At 70.7% G+C, this 18,110-nt stretch carries 15 protein-coding genes; 7 read left to right on the top strand and 8 right to left on the bottom strand.

What is annotated here, in order from left to right; genetic code table 11:
- Positions 1–17 precede the first annotated feature (17 nt).
- From AC1DDU_RS07465 to mnhG, 6 genes are read left to right on the top strand one after another with little or no spacing between them, the layout of a single operon-like run.
- Positions 18–2,954: a Na+/H+ antiporter subunit A gene (locus AC1DDU_RS07465; protein WP_477432601.1), complete on the top strand. Its 2,937-nt coding sequence runs from the start codon at positions 18–20 to the stop codon at positions 2,952–2,954.
- The gene (locus AC1DDU_RS07470) at positions 2,951–3,523 is read left to right on the top strand and encodes a Na(+)/H(+) antiporter subunit C (RefSeq protein ID WP_477432603.1); all 573 of its coding nucleotides are present in this window, start codon (positions 2,951–2,953) and stop codon (positions 3,521–3,523) included. The genes AC1DDU_RS07465 and AC1DDU_RS07470 overlap by 4 nt, the downstream gene beginning before the upstream one ends.
- Positions 3,520–5,106, top strand: a complete 1,587-nt coding sequence (locus AC1DDU_RS07475) for a Na+/H+ antiporter subunit D (RefSeq protein ID WP_477432605.1) — start codon at positions 3,520–3,522, stop codon at positions 5,104–5,106. Before AC1DDU_RS07470 ends, AC1DDU_RS07475 begins: the two co-directional genes overlap by 4 nt.
- Entirely contained in the window at positions 5,103–5,708 is a 606-nt protein-coding gene (locus AC1DDU_RS07480; protein WP_477432607.1) for a Na+/H+ antiporter subunit E, read from the top strand. Before AC1DDU_RS07475 ends, AC1DDU_RS07480 begins: the two co-directional genes overlap by 4 nt.
- Entirely contained in the window at positions 5,705–5,971 is a 267-nt protein-coding gene (locus tag AC1DDU_RS07485; RefSeq protein WP_477432608.1) for an MrpF/PhaF family protein, read from the top strand. The genes AC1DDU_RS07480 and AC1DDU_RS07485 overlap by 4 nt, the downstream gene beginning before the upstream one ends.
- Complete coding sequence (gene mnhG, locus AC1DDU_RS07490; protein ID WP_477432610.1) at positions 5,971–6,327, top strand: monovalent cation/H(+) antiporter subunit G; 357 nt, start codon at positions 5,971–5,973, stop codon at positions 6,325–6,327. The genes AC1DDU_RS07485 and mnhG overlap by 1 nt, the downstream gene beginning before the upstream one ends.
- Positions 6,328–6,352: 25 nt before the next feature.
- Here the strand turns inward: mnhG and AC1DDU_RS07495 are convergent, their stop codons facing one another.
- The 8 genes from AC1DDU_RS07495 to AC1DDU_RS07530 all read right to left on the bottom strand — a co-directional run bounded on the left by AC1DDU_RS07495 (position 6,353) and on the right by AC1DDU_RS07530 (position 16,732).
- A complete protein-coding gene (locus AC1DDU_RS07495) occupies positions 6,353–9,019 on the bottom strand; it encodes a penicillin acylase family protein (RefSeq protein ID WP_477432612.1) in 2,667 nt (888 codons plus the stop codon).
- Positions 9,020–9,247: 228 nt separating this feature from the next.
- Positions 9,248–11,101 (bottom strand): YhgE/Pip family protein, encoded by a 1,854-nt coding sequence (locus tag AC1DDU_RS07500; protein WP_477432614.1) that lies wholly within the window; start codon positions 11,099–11,101, stop codon positions 9,248–9,250.
- Positions 11,098–11,784 (bottom strand): hypothetical protein, encoded by a 687-nt coding sequence (locus AC1DDU_RS07505; protein ID WP_477432616.1) that lies wholly within the window; start codon positions 11,782–11,784, stop codon positions 11,098–11,100. Before AC1DDU_RS07505 ends, AC1DDU_RS07500 begins: the two co-directional genes overlap by 4 nt.
- Positions 11,781–12,440, bottom strand: a complete 660-nt coding sequence (locus AC1DDU_RS07510) for a TetR/AcrR family transcriptional regulator (RefSeq protein ID WP_477432618.1) — start codon at positions 12,438–12,440, stop codon at positions 11,781–11,783. Before AC1DDU_RS07510 ends, AC1DDU_RS07505 begins: the two co-directional genes overlap by 4 nt.
- A 52-nt stretch (positions 12,441–12,492) precedes the next feature.
- Positions 12,493–13,935 carry an argininosuccinate synthase gene (gene argG / locus AC1DDU_RS07515; RefSeq protein ID WP_477432619.1) on the bottom strand — a complete coding sequence of 481 codons (1,443 nt, stop codon included), beginning with the start codon at positions 13,933–13,935 and terminating at the stop codon, positions 12,493–12,495.
- 95 nt (positions 13,936–14,030) lie between these two features.
- A complete protein-coding gene (locus AC1DDU_RS07520; RefSeq protein WP_477432621.1) occupies positions 14,031–14,654 on the bottom strand; it encodes a Pr6Pr family membrane protein in 624 nt (207 codons plus the stop codon).
- A gap of 395 nt (positions 14,655–15,049) precedes the next feature.
- On the bottom strand, positions 15,050–15,802 hold the full coding sequence (locus AC1DDU_RS07525; RefSeq protein WP_477432623.1) for a Pr6Pr family membrane protein: 753 nt from the start codon (positions 15,800–15,802) through the stop codon (positions 15,050–15,052).
- Between the two features lie 48 nt (positions 15,803–15,850).
- Positions 15,851–16,732: a hypothetical protein gene (locus AC1DDU_RS07530; protein WP_477432625.1), complete on the bottom strand. Its 882-nt coding sequence runs from the start codon at positions 16,730–16,732 to the stop codon at positions 15,851–15,853.
- 90 nt (positions 16,733–16,822) lie between these two features.
- Between AC1DDU_RS07530 and AC1DDU_RS07535 the strand changes: the two genes are divergently transcribed.
- Entirely contained in the window at positions 16,823–18,109 is a 1,287-nt protein-coding gene (locus AC1DDU_RS07535; RefSeq protein WP_477432627.1) for an adenylosuccinate synthase, read from the top strand.
- Position 18,110 lies beyond the last annotated feature (1 nt).

Genomic DNA, 18,110 nt, shown 5'->3' on the forward strand with positions numbered 1-18,110 from the left:
ACCCCGAGGAGGCCTGAATGCTCCTCGTGCTCGGCGCGTTCGCGGTCCTCCCGATCCTCCTGCCGTGGCTCGTCGGACGCATCGGCGCGCGAGCGTTCTACGTCGCCGCGATCCTTCCGGCGGCCGGGTTCGTCTACGCCGCGGTGCTCACGCCGAACGTGCTCGCCGGCGACATTCCGTTCGAGTCATACGCCTGGATCCCGCCGCTCGGCATCGACCTGTCGATGCGCATGGACACGCTCTCGTGGCTCATGACGCTCGTCGTGACCGGCGTCGGCGCGCTCGTGATGATCTACTGCCGCTGGTACTTCCGCGGCAAGAAGGAGAATCTCGGCCAGTTCGCCGCGGTGCTCCTCGCGTTCGCCGGCGCGATGTACGGCCTGGTGCTCACCGACGACCTCGTCGTGCTGGTGATGTTCTGGGAGGTCACCAGCGTGCTGTCGTACCTGCTCATCGGGTACTACAACAAGCGCGCGGCCAGCCGTCGTGCGGCGCTGCAGGCGCTGCTGGTCACGACTCTCGGCGGGCTCGTCATGCTGATCGGCGTCGTGCTGCTCGTGGTCGACGCGGGCACGTCGAGCATCTCGGCGATCCTCGCCGACGCCCCGACAGGCCCGGTGGTCGACGCCGCTCTGGTCCTCATCCTCGTCGGCGCCCTCAGCAAGTCCGCGATCTTCCCCTTCCACTTCTGGCTGCCCGGCGCGATGGCCGCGCCGACGCCGGTCAGCGCCTACCTGCACGCCGCCGCGATGGTGAAGGCGGGCATCTACCTCATCGCCCGGCTCGCCCCCGTCTTCGCGATCGCCCCGACCTGGCGGCCGATCGTCGTCGGGCTGGGCGTGTTCACGATGCTGCTGGGCGGCTTCCAGGCGCTGCGCGAGACCGACCTCAAGCGCGTGCTCGCCTTCGGCACCGTGAGCCAGCTCGGCATGCTGACCGTCGTGCTCGGGTACGGAACGAGGGATGCCGCCCTCGCCGGTCTCGCGCTGCTGCTGAGCCACGCGCTGTTCAAGTCGGCGCTGTTCCTCGTCGTCGGCGTCATCGACCGGCAGCTGTCCACCCGCGACCTGACCGAGCTGTCCGGCGTCGGCCGACAGGCCCCGGTGATCACGACGTTCTCGATCATCGCCGTCGCGTCGATGGTCGGGATCATCCCCACCATCGGGTTCGTCGCGAAGGAGGGCGCGCTCGCGGCGCTCCTGCACGAGGCGCTGGGCGGTGCGGTGTGGGGGATCGTCGCCGTGACGGGCATCGCGCTGGGTTCGGTGCTGACGGCGGGCTACGGCATCCGCTTCCTGTGGGGCGCCTTCGCGACCAAGCGGGACGCGAACGGCGATCGTATGCCCGAAACGGAATGGCCCGACCCGCCGTTCGGATTCCTGGTCGCCCCCACGCTGCTGGCGGGCCTGACCGTCGTCGCCGGCGTCGCCGCACCGTGGCTCGACAAGGTCTTCGCGCCCTACGCCGACCAGGCGCCGGCCGCGACCCCGGGGGTCGCCCCACCCGAGCACGCCGCCCACCTCGCGCTGTGGCACGGCCTCGAGCCGGCGCTGTGGATCTCGCTCGCGTCGATCCTCGTGGGCGTGCTCGTGTTCTGGATCACCCGCGCCTGGCGGCCGGCGAAGCGGCTCCTGCCGTTCACCGCCGCCGACACCTACAACGGCGCGCTCCGCGTCATCGCGCGGCTGTCCGTCGTCACCACGAGCCTCACGCAGCGCGGCTCGCTGCCCGTGTACGTCGGAACGATCTTCGTGGTGTTCGTCGCCGCCGAGGCGACGGCGCTGCTGGCGAGCGACGAGCTGCGGGCGCAGCTGGACGCGTTCCAGACGCCGATGCAGCTCCTGGTCGCCCCCATCATGATCGCCGCGGGCCTCATCGCGATCCGCGCCCGCAAGCGGTACACCGGCGTCGTGCTCGTCTCGGTGACGGGCCTGGGCATGGTGATGCTCTTCGCCACCAGCGGCGCGCCCGACCTGGCGCTCACGCAGATCCTCGTCGAGACGGTCACCCTCGTCGCCTTCGCGCTGGTGCTGCGCCGCATCCCGTCGCGGATGGGGGAGCACAACGCCTCGGTGTGGCCGGTCGCGCGCGCCGTGCTCGGCGCGGCCGTGGGGCTCACGATGGCGATGGTCGCGATCGTGGCGACCAGCGCGCGCGTCGAGAAGCCGATCTCCGATGCCTTCCCCGAGCTCGCCTACCAGCTCGGTCACGGCAAGAACGTGGTCAACGTCGCCCTGGTCGACCTGCGCGGGTGGGACACCATGGGCGAGCTGTCGGTGCTGATCCTCGCGGCGACGGGTGTGGCATCCCTGGTGTTCGTCACCCATCGCGCCGACACGCTGTCGCGCGCGATCTCGTCGCTGCCCACCGGTGCCACGCGCGCACGGCGCCCGCTCGTGGAGACCTCCGACGGGCTCCGCCAGCGGGGCGACGCACGAGGCAGCGGCCGCATGGCGTGGCTCGTCGGCGGGCAGCGCGTGCGCCCCGAGAACCGCTCGATCATGCTCGAGGTGATCGTGCGGATCCTCTTCCACACGATCATCATCGTGTCGCTGTACCTGCTGTTCGCCGGCCACAACCTGCCCGGCGGCGGGTTCGCCGGCGGCCTGGTCGCCGGCATGGCGCTGGTGATGCGCTACGTCGCGGGCGGCCGCTACGAGCTGGGTGCCGCCGCGCCCACGGATGCCGGGCGACTGCTGGGCGCGGGCATGACGATCGCCGTCGCATGCGCCGTCGTGCCGGTGTTCTTCGGGGCGCCGCCGCTGAAGAGCTTCTTCGTCGAGGCCACCCTCCCCGTGCTCGGTCACGTCGAGTTCGTCACCTCGACGTTCTTCGACATCGGCGTGTACCTCGTCGTCATCGGGCTCGTGCTCGACGTGCTGCGCAGCCTCGGCGCCGAGGTCGACCGGCAGGCGTACGAAGCACGCCAGCAGCAGGAGGTGAGCGCGCCGTGAGCGTCTCGCTCGTCCTCATCATCGTCATGGCGGTGCTCTTCGCGTGCGGCGTCTACGCCATGCTCGAGCGCAGCCTGACGCGCGTGCTCATCGGCTTCCTGCTGCTGGGCAACGCCACGAACCTGCTGCTGCTCAACGTGATGGGGGCGCCGGGGGTCGCGCCGTTCTTCGGCTCGGCATCCGTCGACGACATGTCCGACCCGCTGCCGCAGGCGCTCACGCTCACCGCCATCGTCATCACGTTCGCCGTCTCGGCGTTCCTCCTCGCCCTCATCTACCGGTCATGGCAGCTCGGCCAGGCCGACACCGTGACCGACGACGAGGCCGACCTCGAGGTGCGCGAGCGCGCCCCGGAGGCCGAGGAGACGATGGACGAGGAGACCGAGATCGAGGACGCCGACGAGGACGCCACGACGGACTTCGTGGGCACCGACACCGCCCCGATCACGATCCTCGGCGCGCGCGACTTCGCCGGCCTGCGCGACGACGCGCCCGTCGACCGGCCCGACGGCGGGACCCGCCCGCCCCGCCGCGACGACTCCACCCCGCCCGACGGGGGTGACGCATGAGCCAGATCGCCCCCGCCCTCGTGCCCCTGCTCGTGACGCTGCCGCTACTGGGTGCCGCGATCGCGCTCATCGCCGGTCGCCACCGCCGTACGCAGGTCGTCGTCTCGGTCATCACACTGACCGCGGTCCTGGTGATCGCCGCCGTGCTGCTGTACGTCGTCGACGTCGGCGACCGGCCGATCGCCGTCTCGGTGGGCGGCTGGCCGATCCCGTTCGGCATCGTGCTCTACGTCGATCGGCTCGCGGCCCTGCTCGTGGTGGTCTCGAGTATCGTGCTGCTGGCGGTCCTGCTGTTCTCGGTCGGGCAGGGCGCCGCCGACGGCGACGACGACACGCCGGTCTCGATCTTCCACCCGTCGTACCTGATCCTCGGGGCGGGCATCTTCAACGCGTTCATCGCGGGCGACCTCTTCAACCTCTACGTCGGCTTCGAGATCCTGCTCGTGGCCTCGTACGTGCTCATCACGCTCGGCTCGACGGAGTCCCGCATCCGCACCGGAGTCGTCTACATCGTCGTCTCGCTGGTGTCGTCGATCCTGTTCCTGGCGGCGATCGCCATGATCTACGGGGCTCTCGGCACCGTCAACATGGTGCAGATCTCCGAGCGCATGGGGGAGCTGCCGCAGGAGACGCAGCTGATCCTGCACCTCATGCTGCTGCTGGCGTTCAGCATCAAAGCGGCAGTCTTCCCGCTCTCGTTCTGGCTGCCCGACTCGTACCCGACCGCCCCCGCGCCGGTCACGGCGGTGTTCGCGGGCCTGCTGACCAAGGTCGGCGTCTACGCGATCATCCGCACCGAGACCGAGATGTTCCAGGACAACGACGTCAACCAGCTGCTGATGTGGGTGGCGCTCGCGACGATGATCGTGGGGGTGCTGGGAGCCGTCGCGCAGGCCGAGCTCAAACGCATCCTGTCGTTCACGCTCGTCAGCCACATCGGCTACATGATCTTCGGCCTCGCGATCGCGACACCCGCGGCGATCGGCGCGACGATCTACTACATGGTCCACCACATCGTGGTGCAGACGACGCTGTTCCTGGCGGTCGGACTCGTGGAGCGCCGCGCCGGCTCGACGTCGATCCTCCGCGTGAAGGGCCTCATGAAGGCCGCGCCGGTGATCGCCGTGCTGTACTTCATCCCCGCGGTCAACCTCGGCGGGCTGCCGCCGTTCTCGGGCTTCATCGGCAAGTTCGCCCTCTTCGAGGCGGCCGCCGAGGTGGGCACGCCGATCATGATCGTGCTGATGGTCGGCGGTATCGTCACGAGCCTGCTGACGCTGTACGCCCTGATGCGCGCGTGGAACCTGTCGTTCTGGCGTGAGGACGAGGACTCCGCCGAGACCGAGGCGCGCATCTCGTACCTCGGCTCCGCGCCCGCGGCCGGCATCGAGACCGAGCGCCGCGTCATCCCGAAGATCATGACCGCCGCCACGACCGGCATGGTCGCGCTCACGGTCGCGCTCACCGTGTTCGCCGGGCCGCTGTACGACGTGTGCGCGCGCATCGGCTCCGCGCTGCTGGAGCCGGTCTCGCTCACGCAGCTCCACGAGGATGCACCTCCCGGGACGGAGGTCGTGCCGTGAGTCCCGACCGTTCCCCGAACCCGCTGCGCCGCGCCGCGGCGACCGCCTGGCGCCAGCTGCCGTTCTTCGTCTGGCTGATCGCGCTGTGGATGCTGCTGTGGGGCCAGTTCACGTGGCTAGCCTTCGTCACCGGTCTCGTCGCCGCGCTCGTCGTGACGCGCATCTTCCGACTTCCGCCGGTGGAGCTCTCCGGACGCGTGAACCTGTGGTGGGGCCTGGTGTTCGTCGTCGAGTTCCTGATCGCGGTCGTGCAGGGCTCGCTCACGGTCGCCTGGCAGGTGCTCGACTTCCGGCGGCAGCCGGGGGCGGCGATCATCGCGGTGCAGCTGGTGACCGACGACGACCTGATCATGACGCACACCGGGGTCACGACATCCCTCATCCCCGGCTCGCTCATCGTCGACACCGACCGCGACCGCCGCATCCTGTACCTGCATGTGATCGGCGTGCGCGACGCCGCCGCCGTCGAGAAGCAGCGCGCCAGCGTGCACCACTGGGAGGCGCGCATCGTGCGCGCGGTGGGCTCGCACGCCCAGCTGCAGGCGGTGCGGGCGGATGCCGCCGCACGCCGCGCCGCGAACGCCCGAGGAGGTGCGCGATGAACGTCCTGCTGCTGGCGATCTACGTGATCTTCGGGGTGGCGGCGCTGCTGACGCTGTGGCGCATCGTCATCGGGCCGTCGATCCTCGACCGGGCCGTGGCATCCGACGTGCTCCTCACCGAGGTGATGTGCGTGCTGGGCGCCGAGATGGCGATCAACCACCACACCCGCACGCTGCCGGTGCTGCTGATCATCGCCGCCGTCGGCGTGTTCGGCTCGATCTCGATCGCCCGGTTCGTGGCGAGAAGGGACCAGGAACGCTGATGGATGCCGCTCTCGACGTCGCCGCGCTGATCCTGATCCTGATCGGCGCCCTGCTGTGCCTGACCGCCGCGATCGGCGTGCTGCGCTTCCGCGACGTGCCCACGCGCCTGCACGCGGCGACCAAGCCGCAGGTGCTCGGCCTGATCCTCATCTGCCTCGCCATCGCGCTGTCGCTGCGCTCATGGCCGGTGGTCGCGTTCCTGGTTCCCGTCGTGCTCATCCAGCTCGCGACCGCACCGCTGTCGGCGCACATGGTCGGCCGCCAGGCGTACCGCAACGGCACCATCGACGAGGCGGGCCTCTACGTCGACGAGCTGGCCGACTCGCAGCGCACGCCTCCCGCCGCCGGCGGCTGAGCCGGCCGGCGGCGGAGGCCGCGCGTCAGGGCTTCAGGACCAGGGTGTCGGTCGCGGCTGCGGCGACGGCCTTCGGCGAGAAGGCCCACGGCGTGAGCTCCGCCTTCTGCCACGACTCCACCTGGTCGATGTAGTTCGTGTGGAACGCGTGCCCGCTCTCGCCGGTCAGCTGGTTCCACCCCGACGCATCGAAGTCCGAGAGGTCGACGACCATGCGCATCGAAGGGACGGTGACCGTCGCGAAGCCCTCGCCGAGGGTCCAGCCCGTCGCGTTCACCACGGACGAGCCGCCGCCCACCGGGAACGGACCGCGGTTGAAGAGCCACTCGATGGCGGCGATCCCCGACGTGCCGAAGCTGCCGTTCTCCAGCGGCAGGGCGTGCAGCGCACCCCAGTTCCACCGCGACGGGTTGTCGCCCTGCGCGTCGACCAGCCGCTCGTAGGCGTCGATCGCGGAGCGCTTGAGCATGTCGGACATGCCCGACACCCCCAGCTCGTCGTTGGTCCACCACGGCGACGACTCGTCGTCGAAGAGCCCGTCCATCACCAGGAACAGCCGGCCCTGGCCGGTCAGCGGTGCCGGATTCTCACGGCCGTTCGCGAACACGTTGCCGGCCAGGGTGTCCCACAGCACGTTCGCGTACGCCGCCGCCGCCGAATCCGCGTCGTTCTGGGCGTCCCACTCCTGCAGCAGGTCGAGTGCGGCATCCGTGTCGTCGTCGCCGGTGGTGATGTCGGCGTAGGCCGCCGTCAGCCGCATGCCGATGTACGAGTAGTCGTCCGCCTGGATGTCGTTGAGGTCCTGGGCGGTGAGCGGTCCCTTCGCGATCGCGCGCTGCAGCAGCTCGTCGATGCGGGCGGCTCGCCACCCGTAGTCCCAGTCGTTGGTGAGGAAGTGCTTGTAGTCGGGGCCCACGATCGCGTTGTTCGCGGTGACGATGTACCCCTCGGCGGGGTTGTACGAGACCGGCAGCTCCTCGAAGGGGATGTATCCCTGCCACGCGTACGCCGAGTCCCAGCCCGGCTGCGGCATCGAGCCGTCGCCGGCGCCGCGGAGGGGCAGCTTACCCGGCGTCTGGTAGCCGATGTTGCCGTCGACGTCGGCATAGATGAGGTTCTGCGCGGGGACGTCGAACAGGGCCGCCGCGCCGCGGAAGTCGTCGAAGTCCTTCGCGGTGTTGAGGGCGAAGATGGCGGATGCCGTCGTCCCCGGCTGCAGCGCGGTCCAGCGCAGGCTCACCGCGTAGTCCCCTGCCGGCGCCGCGGCCGGCTCGACCACCGTGCCGCCGGTGCCGGTGTAGGGGTCTTCGGCGATCGCCGTGAAGTCGTCGGTGAGTCCCGACACGATCGGCCCGTTGACGGTGGAGCGCACCTCGAGCTCGACGTCCTCGGAGCCCGCGACCTTGAAGGTCTCGGTGTGCGTCTTCAGCGGGACCAGCGCCCCGTCGTACCAGTACGAGTCGCCTTCGATCTTCTCGAGGTACAGGTCGGTGACGTCGGTGGTGAGGTTGGTGAAGCCCCACGCGACGCGGGCGTTGTGGCCGATGACGACGCCCGGCAGGCCCGAGAACCCGAAGCCGCCGACGTCGAAGGGGCACTCCTCGCTCACCGTGGAGCACTTCAGCTGGATCTGGTGCCACACGCTCGGCAGCGACGCTCCGAGGTGCGGGTCGTTGGCGAGCAGCGGCTTGCCGGTGTCGGTCAGGTTGCCCGACACCACCCACGAGTTCGATCCGATGCCCTCGCCCGCGTCGCCGACGAGCTCGCCGACGGCCTCGATGACGCTGTCGACCTGGGTCCACTCGATCGACGAGGTGTCGGCTGGGCCCACGCGCCCGGAGGCTCCAGGCGACGCGTCAGCGGCGCCTGGAGTGGGCGTGGGGACGGTCTCACCCTCGGCGGGTGCGTCGGGCGCGGTGCCGACGGCCGGCACGCTCGAGATCTTGGGCACGATGACCGGATGCCGGTCGAACGGGTACGCCGGGTACAGCCCGTCGATGTCGGCCTCGGTGAGATCGGGTGCGAGCAGCGCCCGTTCGGTCTCGGTCTCGATGTTGCCGCGGAGGTCCCAGGCCATCGCCTTCAGCCACGCCACGGAGTCGGCAGGCGTCCACGGCTCGATCTCGTAGTCCGGGTTCTGCAGCCCCAGCACGGCGTACTCGAACGACGCGTCGGCGCCCTTGTGGTCGGCGAGGTAGGCGTTCACGCCATCGGCGTAGGCGTCGTAGTAGCCGCGCTCGGTCTCGGGCAGGGCGTCGACCTCCTGCTGGGCGATGTCGTGCCAGCCGAGCGTGCGCAGGAACTCGTCGGTGCCCAGCTGCGACTCGCCGAACAGCTCCGAGAGGCGGCCGCTGGTGACGTGACGGCGGAAGTCCATCTCCCAGAAGCGGTCCTGCGCCTGCACATAGCCCTGCGCGAAGAACAGGTCGTGCGACGAGTCGGCCGTGATGGTCGGGATGCCGAGCGCGTCGCGCTGCACCGTCGCCTCGGCGTCGAGCCCCGGCACCTGCACCTCTCCGCTGAGCTGCGGGAACGAGCGCTGCACCGTGTAGGTGACCACGCCCACCGCGATCAGCGCGATCACCACGACGCCGGCGAGGATGCTGAACAGGGTGATGCCGATGATCCGCCCCGGCGATCGACGGCGCACGGTGTCGTCGACGGCATAGGGGGAGGGTTGGGGCTTCGACATTGAAGGGCTTTCCGGGCGGGGGCGGGGGGATACGCGATGCCAGGCATCGCGGGACGCGGTGCCGCGCGCGTTCGGGTCGCGCGGGCGCCGATTCGCATCGTAACCCCGACGCGCGCCCCTTGCCGAATCATGCTCGCTTTTCGCCCCGCGACCTGCCCTTGTCGCGCGCAAGGAGCGATGACAGGACCGGATGCCGCGGGCAGCGGCATCCGGTCCCTCGGCGCGCCGTCAGCCGATGACGCTGGGCTGCAGGTCGCGCAGCGTGCGGAAGTGGGTCATGCGGGTCACGCCGATGGCCGCGACCACGCCGGCGCCGACGAGCCACACCAGCAGCACGGTGAGGTCGAGCCACACCCTGTCGGCATTGCCGCCGTACATCACCTGGCGCATCGCGTCGACGACGTAGCCCATCGGCAGCACGTGGTGCAGCGCCGCCAGTGGTGCGGGCAGGGTCTGCCAGGGGAACGTGCCGCCGGCGGTCACGAGCTGCAGCACCATCAGCACGAGTCCGAGGAACTGGCCGACGGAGCCGAGCCACACGTTCAGCGCGAGGACGATCGCGGCATAGGTGGCCGAGGCGAGCACGAGGATGCCCAGCGTCGCGAGCGGATGGGCGAACGAGAAGCCGAGGGCCAGCGCGAGCACGCCGAACAGGCCGATCATCTGCACGGCGCCCAGGAGCGCAGGGGTCGCCCACCCGGCCAGGGTGATGCGGATCGGGGAGTGCAGGGCCGTCACCGCGCGCTTGGACACCGGCTTCACGATGAGGAACAGCGCGTAGATGCCGATCCAGCCGGCGAGGGCCGCGAAGAACGGCGCCAGGCCCGCGCCGTAGTTCTGCGCCTGCGTGAGCGACGAGCGCTCGACCTCGACCGGGGCGGCCAGCGTGTCGGCCTGCGCCTCGCGGGTCGCGGCGTCGAACGAGGGCAGCTCGGCGGCACCCTCGCTGAGGCCGTCGCGCAGCTGTGTCGCGCCGTCCTCGAGCCGGGTGAGGCCGTCGTCGAGGGTCGCCGCGCCGTCGTGCAGCCGCGCCGCACCGTCCGCCGCCGTCGCGGTGCCCGACGCGAGGGTCGCGGCGCCCGAGGCGACCGACGTCGCTCCCGCCGACACCTGCTGAGCACCGGAGTTCAGCTGATCGACCTGCGCGACCGCGCCCTGAACCCGTGAGTCGACGGCGGCCAGCTTGTCGCCCACCGGGTCGAGCTTGGCGAGCACGTCGTCGATCTGGGTCTGATCGAGGCCGGCCGCGGCGAGCTTCGCCGCGATGTCGTCGCGTACCTGAGGCAGCAGAGAGGCCGCATCCGCGGATGCGGTTCCGATCCGGTCGGCGATCGCGTCGAGCTGTGCGGTGCCGGCGGCCACCTGCGCGGTGCCGTCGGCGACCTGGGCGGCGCCGGCCGACAGCTGGGCGGCGCCGTCGCGCAGCTGCACCGTGCCGTCCGCGAGCTGCGACGCGCCGTCGGTCAGCTGCGACGCGCCGTCGCCGGCCTGTGCGAGGCCGTCGGTCAGCTGCGACGCGCCGTCGGCGGCATCCGTCAGCTTGACGCGGATGGTGTCGAGCGCGTCGAGCATCGTGACGCCCGCCTCGGCGACGATCTTCTCGGTGATGGTCGTCTGGATGCGCTGCACCGCCTGCGAACCGATCGTCGACGCCAGGTAGTTGTTGGCGTCGCTGGTGTGCAGCACGATATCGGCGGTGCGCGGCTCGGCGGTGGTGATGGAGGCGACGGATGCCGTGAAGTCGGCCGGCAGCTCCACCGCGAAGTCGTAGGTGCCGTCGTCGAGCCCGGCGTCGGCCTCGGCGGCGGTGGCCAGGTGCCAGTCGAACGAGCCGTCCTCGATGAGCTCCTGCGAGACCTCGTCGCCGAGGTTGCGCTCGGTCCCGTTGAGCTCGGCGCCGGTGTCGGCGACGACGAGGGCGACCGGCACCTGGTCGAGCTGGCCGTACGGATCGCGGTTGGCCCAGAGGTAGAGGCCGCCGTAGAGGATCGGCACGACCATGAGCGCGATCAGGGCGATGAGCGACATGCGCGTCGAGGCGAGCCGGCGCAGTTCGGCCAGGACCATCTGCGGGACCTTCATGCGCGGCCGCCCTTCGTGCGTGCGGTGAGTCGGCGCAGGCGGGGCCCCGACGCCGTGCGCGGGTCGGCCGGCGCGCGGCGGGCGGCTTCACGGTTCACGTCCGCGACGACCGACCGCGAGGCCTGGCCCGCGATGACGAGCACCGCGTAGCCGCGCGCGGCGAACTCCTCGGCGATCGTCCACCACGCGGCCGGTCGGCCGCCGTGCCGGTCGGGCGAGACGAGCACGATGCCGTCGACGCCCTTGCGCAGCACCGCGAGTTCGCACAGCGCCCGCACCCGGTCGGCGGGGTCGACGTTCGAGACGGGCAGGGATGCCGCCTCCGCGAGTCCGTGGCCCGTCAGCCAGTTCTGCACGGCGATGGGGTGCGACCGGCGCCCGGCGAACATCAGCTCCTCGGCGGCGACGCCGGCGAGGGTGACGTTGGGCTCGGGTTCGGACACCTCGGGGGCGTCCACGAGGGCGACGCGGCGGCGGAGGGCGGAGGCATCCGTCCGTCCGTCGATCTCGACCCGGCCGGTGTCGGGGCGCATGCGGCCGGCGGCGATGAGGCCGAGCACGGTGGGGCGCTGCGCGGTCTCGGCGGCGACGAGCGCGGCACGGCCCGACTCGAAGACGGCGGAGGTCACCGGCAGCGCGTGTTCGCGGCGGCCCTTGCCCACCGCGTCGAGCACGACCCTCACGCCCGGACCCCCGTCGTGCGTCGCGGGCCCGCCGTCTGGGCGAGGAGATCGGGGTGGTCCTCGAGGAGGGTCCGCGCCTCCCGCCACGAGAGCCCCGCGATGCTCAGCACGGCGCGCACCGCGAGTGCGCCCGCCTCGGGGGAGGAGGCGTCGATGCGGGTGATGACGGTGCGCGCGGTCTCTTCGACCAGGCGCGCGAGCGTCGGCGCGGCGACGTCGGTGCGCAGCACGTCGGCCTCCTGTCCTTCGCGGACGATCCGCACCACCGTGCGGCGGAGGGGGGCGAGAGCGGCGGCGGTGTCTTCGAGGTGCGCCTCGTCGAGGGCGATCGCGGCGAGCACCTGCACGTGGGCCGCTTCGTTCCACAGCGCCGCCGCCAGTCGCGCGAGCGCGACGCGGGCGTCGGTGTCGTCGATGACGGCCGCCACCGCGTTGAAGCGCGCCGCGCCCTGTGCGACGAGTTCTCCCACGAGGGCGTCGCGATCGTCGAAGTGCCCGTACAGCGCGCGGCGCGACAGGCCGGCTTCGCGGGCGATCGCGTCGACCGACGCGTGGGGGTCGTGTGCGAGGGCCACGTGCGCCGCGGCGAGGATGCCCGCGCGGTTCTCGAGGGCATCGCGCCGCGGACGGCGCACGGCATCGGTCGAGGAGGTCATGCCTCCAGCGTAGATAAGTTGCACACTGGTGTGCAACTTATTTCGGCGATGCTCAGTCGGTACCCAGGTCGAACGCGGATGCCTCGTTCGCGGCATCCGTCGCCTCGGCGAGCTCCTCGCGCTCGGCGCTGTACTCCTCGGCGTGCTCGGTGATCTCGCCCGCCTCGCCCTGCGAGAGGTGGCCGACGAGCTCGCCCGTCGCGCCGCCGATGATGCCCGCGGCCGCGTAGTGCTCGAGCCGCACGCGCGAGTCGGCGATGTCGAGGTTGCGCATCGTGAGCTGGCCGATGCGGTCGGTCGGGCCGAACGCGGCGTCGCCGACGCGCTCCATCGACAGCTTCTCGGGGTGGTACGACAGGCGCGGGCCGTCGGTGTCGAGGATCGTGTAGTCCTCGCCACGGCGCAGGCGCAGCGTCACCGAGCCGGTGATCGTCGAGCCCACCCACTTCTGGATCGACTCGCGCAGCATGAGCGACTGCGGCTCGAGCCAGCGGCCCTCGTACATCAGGCGGCCGAGGCGGCGGCCCTGCTCGTGATACGTCGCGAGCGTGTCCTCGTTCAGGATGCCGTTGACCAGGCGCTCGTACGCGGTGAACAGCAGCGCCATGCCCGGCGCCTCGTAGATGCCGCGCGACTTCGCCTCGATGATGCGGTTCTCGATCTGGTCGCTCATGCCCAGGCCGTGGCGGCCGCCGATGCGGTTGGCCTCGAGCACCAGCGCGACCGGGTCGGCGAACTCGACGCCGTTGAGCGCGACCGGTCGACCGGCCTCGAAGGTGACCGTGACGTCCTCGGTCTCGATGGGGACCGACGGGTCCCAGAAGCGCACGCCCATGATGGGCTCGACGGTCTCGAGAGAGACGTCCAGGTGCTCGAGAGTCTTCGCTTCGTGCGTCGCGCCCCAGATGTTCGCGTCGGTCGAGTAGGCCTTCTCGGCGGAGTCGCGGTAAGGGAAGCCGTGCTCGACGAGCCACTCGCTCATCTCCTGGCGGCCGCCGAGCTCGGTGACGAAGTCGGCGTCGAGCCACGGCTTGTAGATGCGCAGCGCCGGGTTGGCCAGCAGGCCGTAGCGGTAGAACCGCTCGATGTCGTTGCCCTTGTAGGTGGAGCCGTCACCCCAGATGTCGACGCCGTCCTCCTTCATGGCGCGCACCAGGAGCGTGCCGGTGACGGCGCGGCCGATGGGCGTCGTGTTGAAGTAGGTGCGGCCGCCGGAGCGGATGTGGAACGCGCCGCACGCGAGGGCGCCGAAGCCCTCTTCCACGAGAGCCGGCTTGCAGTCGACCAGGCGCGAGATCTCGGCACCGTACTCCAGCGCGCGGTTCGGGATCGCGGCGATGTCGTCCTCGTCGGGCTGACCGAGGTCGCCGGTGTACGTGCAGGGGACGGCGCCCTTGTCGCGCATCCACGCGACCGCGACGGAGGTGTCAAGGCCCCCCGAGAAGGCGATGCCGACGCGCTCGCCGACGGGCAGGGACTGGAGGACCTTCGACATGGGGTCAAGTCTAGTTAAGGGGAAGGATGCCGCCGGGCTCGGAGTCGCCCGTCACTCCAGGCACAGGGGCAACACTGGCGAGCGGCACCGCGGACTCAGGCTGCGAGCGGACCGCGGGCCGCGGACGCGGGCCCACCGCGGGCCGACCGTCGTTCGCGGTAGCGTCCGATCTCGATGATCATCGCGCCGATCGCGAGGAACGCGACCAGGATCGCCCCGATGTACAGCAGCGCGGAGCCGTAGCCACCGGCACCGTGCGGGTCGAGGAACGGGTACGGGTACCACCACGGCGTGGTGCCGTCGGGGTTGGCCACCCGCTCGCCGCGGACCATCGTGTAGACGGTCCATCCCAGGGGATAGCCGACGAGCACGCCCAGCGACCACCACGGCAGTCCGCGTCGCCGCGGTGCGAGCAGCAGGTCGACGATGACGTAGATCGGAAGGACGACGTGAAGCACCTCGACCGCGTACTCGTCGAGCATCGCGATGCCGGCGGTGTCGCCGAGCGCGACGGGCGACGGAAGATCGCGCAGCAGCGCGTTGTAGACGACTCCCAGCAGGAGCACGGGGCCTGCCGTCGCCGCCATCGCGAGTGCGATGCCGAGCGGCTCGTGCGATGAGCCGGGATGCCGCATCGTCCACGCCGCGGCGATGAGCAGGGCCACGATGGCGAGCAGCGTCGAGACGATCGTGAACAGGCTGAAGTAGTTCGCCAGCACGGCGCCGAGCCCCCTGGCCCTGCCGCGCGGCGCGATCCACGTTCACGATGAACCCCGCCACCACTCCCGAGAACCCGGCGACCGCGGCGGCGATCCGAAACCATGCCCAGTACATGTCCCACCCCCAGATTGACGACGTCACGCGGATGCGTGTCGTTCTCCGTTGAGCAGAAATGTGCTCCCGCCGATACGCGGCGGGCGCAGATACTGGCGCGAAACCGGGAGGGAAGCGGTTGCAGTCCCACCGATTGTTGTACGCAGGCTACAACGTGTCCACCGTTCGGGGGACACGTTCTACAAGAGGGTGTTCGAGGGGCTCGGCATCCCGCTCCGGCAGTCGGCGACCCTGCCCGATGCCGGCACGAGCCGTCAGGGAGCGGCCGGCGGGCGGGGCATCACAGGGCGGATGCCGACACGTCCTCGGACACGCCCACGCCCGCCGATGCGGACCGGACGGTCGTCCCCACCCGGCGTCCCCACCACACGACGAACGACGCGACGGCGATGACGGCGACGGCGATCCCGACGATGTACACGATCACCGAGGGCCAGCCGCCGGCGTTGTTCGGGTTGAGGAACGGGTACGGGTACCAGAACGGATCACCCGACACCGGGTTCGTCACGAAAGGCGCGCGGATCAGCGTGTAGGCGATCCAGACGAGAGGGAACGCCACCACCGCCCACAGCGCGCGCCAGGGGAGGGCTCGGCGCAGCGGGCCGACGAAGACGTCGGCGAGGAGGAACAGCGGTGCGAGCAGGTGCAGCACCTCGTTCGACCACCAGACCGGCTCGCTCCCCTGCGGCAGGACGACGTTGCGCAGCAGGAGGTTGTAGACGATCCCCGTGATGATCATGTACGTGCTCACGCACGTGAGTGCCACGGCGAGACCGGAAGGCTCGGCGGAGGCCCCCCGCCCGCGCGTGAAGAACCACACCCCCGCGCACAGCAGCACGATCGCGGCGCCGGCGTTGGAGAGGATCGTGAAGAAGCTGAAGAAGTTGGCGATGGTCGTGCCGAGGTCGCGCTCCTTCTCCAGCGCGGTTCCGATCGACGCGGCGAGCTGACGCACGATCGCGGCGACGATGAGCGCCGCCATCGCCAGCCGGAGTACCGCCCACATCTTCGCCCAGGTCCGAGAACGAATCATGCGCTCACAATATCGACAGGCCCGCGTCGCGTCGTCGGATGCCGCGGCTCAGTCGTGACCTGGACCGGGCAGCCCCATCGGCACGCCGGCGGCCGCTCGACGCGCCCGGTCGACCCGCTGCGTCTTCCAGACGTACCAGGTGAGCCAGACCGCCAGGGGGATGAGCAGGAGGCCGAGCAGCCACGCGATCTCTCCGAGGTTCTCCGACGGGGCGCTCACAGTCCGGCCGAGGTCGGCGAACAGCTCGACGACGTCGTCGGCCGTCGCGTTCTGCGACCCGAAGACGATGAGCGTGGGGATCGCGAAGATGAGGATGAGCAGGAACGACAACGCGATGCCCGCCCGCCGGTTGTTCTCGAAGTCCTTGCTCTCGGTCGACATCATGTTCGCGTCGGCGAACTCGCGGGGGCGCCGGATGGCCGCGACCGGGGTGACGATCAGCACCCAGACGAGCAGCCCCGCGAGCGCGCCTGCCGCGAAGCCGGCAGTCAGCGTGAGGAGCCAGGGGTTGCCGATCCCCGTGCCGAGCCAATAGTGCCCGCCGTCGTCCCGGCGGGTGCGGGCGAGGACCGCCTGGAGGGCGGGCAGTGCGTAGGTCACGGCGATCGTCGCCGTCGACACCGCCGCCGCGACAGCCGGGATCGCCGTCATCCGGAAGGCCGCCGCGTTGATGAGGTGCGCGCGCGCCCACAGCATCTCGAGGACCGCGTACCCGGTGATGACCGCCGGCGGGAGGAAGAACGCCACGCCCCACAGGGTGTCGCCCGAGGGATCGCCGGCCGCCTGGAACACGGCGAACACCGTGAAGGGCACCGAGAGGGCGATCAGCGTCCAGGTCGCCCACGACACGTGGGTGCGCCATGCGCTCGGCCGGGGGGCATCGGCGCTCGGGGCGGCGGCAGCGCCGCGTCTCGGCTTCCTGGAGGGCACCGGCCCATCCTGGCATCCGGGCAGGATGCGGGAGGAATGCGCACCGCCGATAGGATGGGGTGTAACCGTCCGATAACGGGGGAGTAGCCCATGCCAGGCATCGTGATCGTCGGAGTCCAGTGGGGGGACGAGGGCAAGGGCAAGGCCACCGACCTCCTGGGTGACCGCACCGACTGGGTGGTCAAGTTCAACGGCGGCAACAACGCCGGCCACACGGTCGTGATCGGCAACGAGAAGTACGCGCTGCACCTGCTGCCCTCCGGCATCCTGTCTCCGGGCGTGAACGCGGTGATCGGCAACGGCGTCGTGGTCGACCTCGAGGTGCTCTTCGCCGAGCTCGAGGCGCTGCACGCCCGGGGCCTGGACACCTCGCGCCTGCGTGTGAGCGCGAACGCGCACATCATCACGCAGTACCACCGCACGCTCGACAAGGTCACCGAGCGCTTCCTCGGCAAGCGCATGATCGGCACCACGGGCCGCGGCATCGGTCCCGCCTACGCCGACAAGATCAACCGCGTCGGCATCCGCGTGCAGGACCTCTTCGACGAGAACATCCTGCGCCAGAAGGTCGAGGGCGCCCTCGACCAGAAGAACCACCTTCTGGTCAAGGTCTTCAACCGCCGCGCCATCACGTGCGACGAGATCGTCGACGACCTGCTGTCGTACGCCGAGCGTCTGCGCCCGATGGTCGCCGACACCGCGCTGCTCCTCAACGACGCGCTCGACGCGGGCGACGTCGTGGTGTTCGAGGGCGGCCAGGCGACGATGCTCGACGTCGACCACGGCACCTACCCGTTCGTGACGTCGTCGTCGGCGACCGCGGGCGGCGCCGCGACCGGCGCGGGCGTCGGCCCCAACCGACTCGACCGCATCGTGGGCATCGTGAAGGCCTACACGACGCGTGTCGGCTCGGGCCCGTTCCCGACCGAGCTGTTCGACGAGAACGGCGATTTCCTCCGCTCGCGCGGCTTCGAGTTCGGCACCACCACGGGTCGTCCGCGCCGTGTCGGCTGGTACGATGCGCCCATCACGCGCTACGCGACCCGCATCAACGGCATCACCGACCTCGTGCTCACCAAGCTCGACATCCTCACCGGCCTCGACCAGATCCCGGTGTGCGTCGCATACGACGTCGACGGGGAGCGGTTCGACGAGGTGCCGGTGAACCAGTCCGACTTCCACCACGCGGTGCCGATCCTGGAGTACTTCCCCGGCTGGAAGCAGGACATCTCCGGCGCCCGCACCTTCGAGGACCTCCCCATCGAGGCGCAGGAGTACGTCCTCGCGCTCGAGGCGATGAGCGGCACGCGCATCTCGGTGATCGGCGTGGGCCCGGCCCGCGACGCCGTGATCGTGCGCCACGATCTCGTCGACTGAC

The sequence above is a fragment of the Microbacterium sp. 05T445 genome (assembly GCF_056395865.1).

Bases quoted from the DNA above. Each gene is read 5' to 3' on its own strand.
- AC1DDU_RS07465 (WP_477432601.1), top strand. From the start codon at position 18: ATGCTCCTCGTGCTCGGCGCGTTCGCGGTCCTCCCGATCCTCCTGCCG.
- AC1DDU_RS07475 (WP_477432605.1), top strand. From the start codon at position 3,520: ATGAGCCAGATCGCCCCCGCCCTCGTGCCCCTGCTCGTGACGCTGCCG.
- AC1DDU_RS07485 (WP_477432608.1), top strand. From the start codon at position 5,705: ATGAACGTCCTGCTGCTGGCGATCTACGTGATCTTCGGGGTGGCGGCG.
- mnhG (WP_477432610.1), top strand. From the start codon at position 5,971: ATGGATGCCGCTCTCGACGTCGCCGCGCTGATCCTGATCCTGATCGGC.
- AC1DDU_RS07495 (WP_477432612.1), bottom strand. From the start codon at position 9,019: ATGTCGAAGCCCCAACCCTCCCCCTATGCCGTCGACGACACCGTGCGC.
- AC1DDU_RS07500 (WP_477432614.1), bottom strand. From the start codon at position 11,101: ATGAAGGTCCCGCAGATGGTCCTGGCCGAACTGCGCCGGCTCGCCTCG.
- AC1DDU_RS07510 (WP_477432618.1), bottom strand. From the start codon at position 12,440: ATGACCTCCTCGACCGATGCCGTGCGCCGTCCGCGGCGCGATGCCCTC.
- argG (WP_477432619.1), bottom strand. From the start codon at position 13,935: ATGTCGAAGGTCCTCCAGTCCCTGCCCGTCGGCGAGCGCGTCGGCATC.
- AC1DDU_RS07525 (WP_477432623.1), bottom strand. From the start codon at position 15,802: ATGATTCGTTCTCGGACCTGGGCGAAGATGTGGGCGGTACTCCGGCTG.
- AC1DDU_RS07535 (WP_477432627.1), top strand. From the start codon at position 16,823: ATGCCAGGCATCGTGATCGTCGGAGTCCAGTGGGGGGACGAGGGCAAG.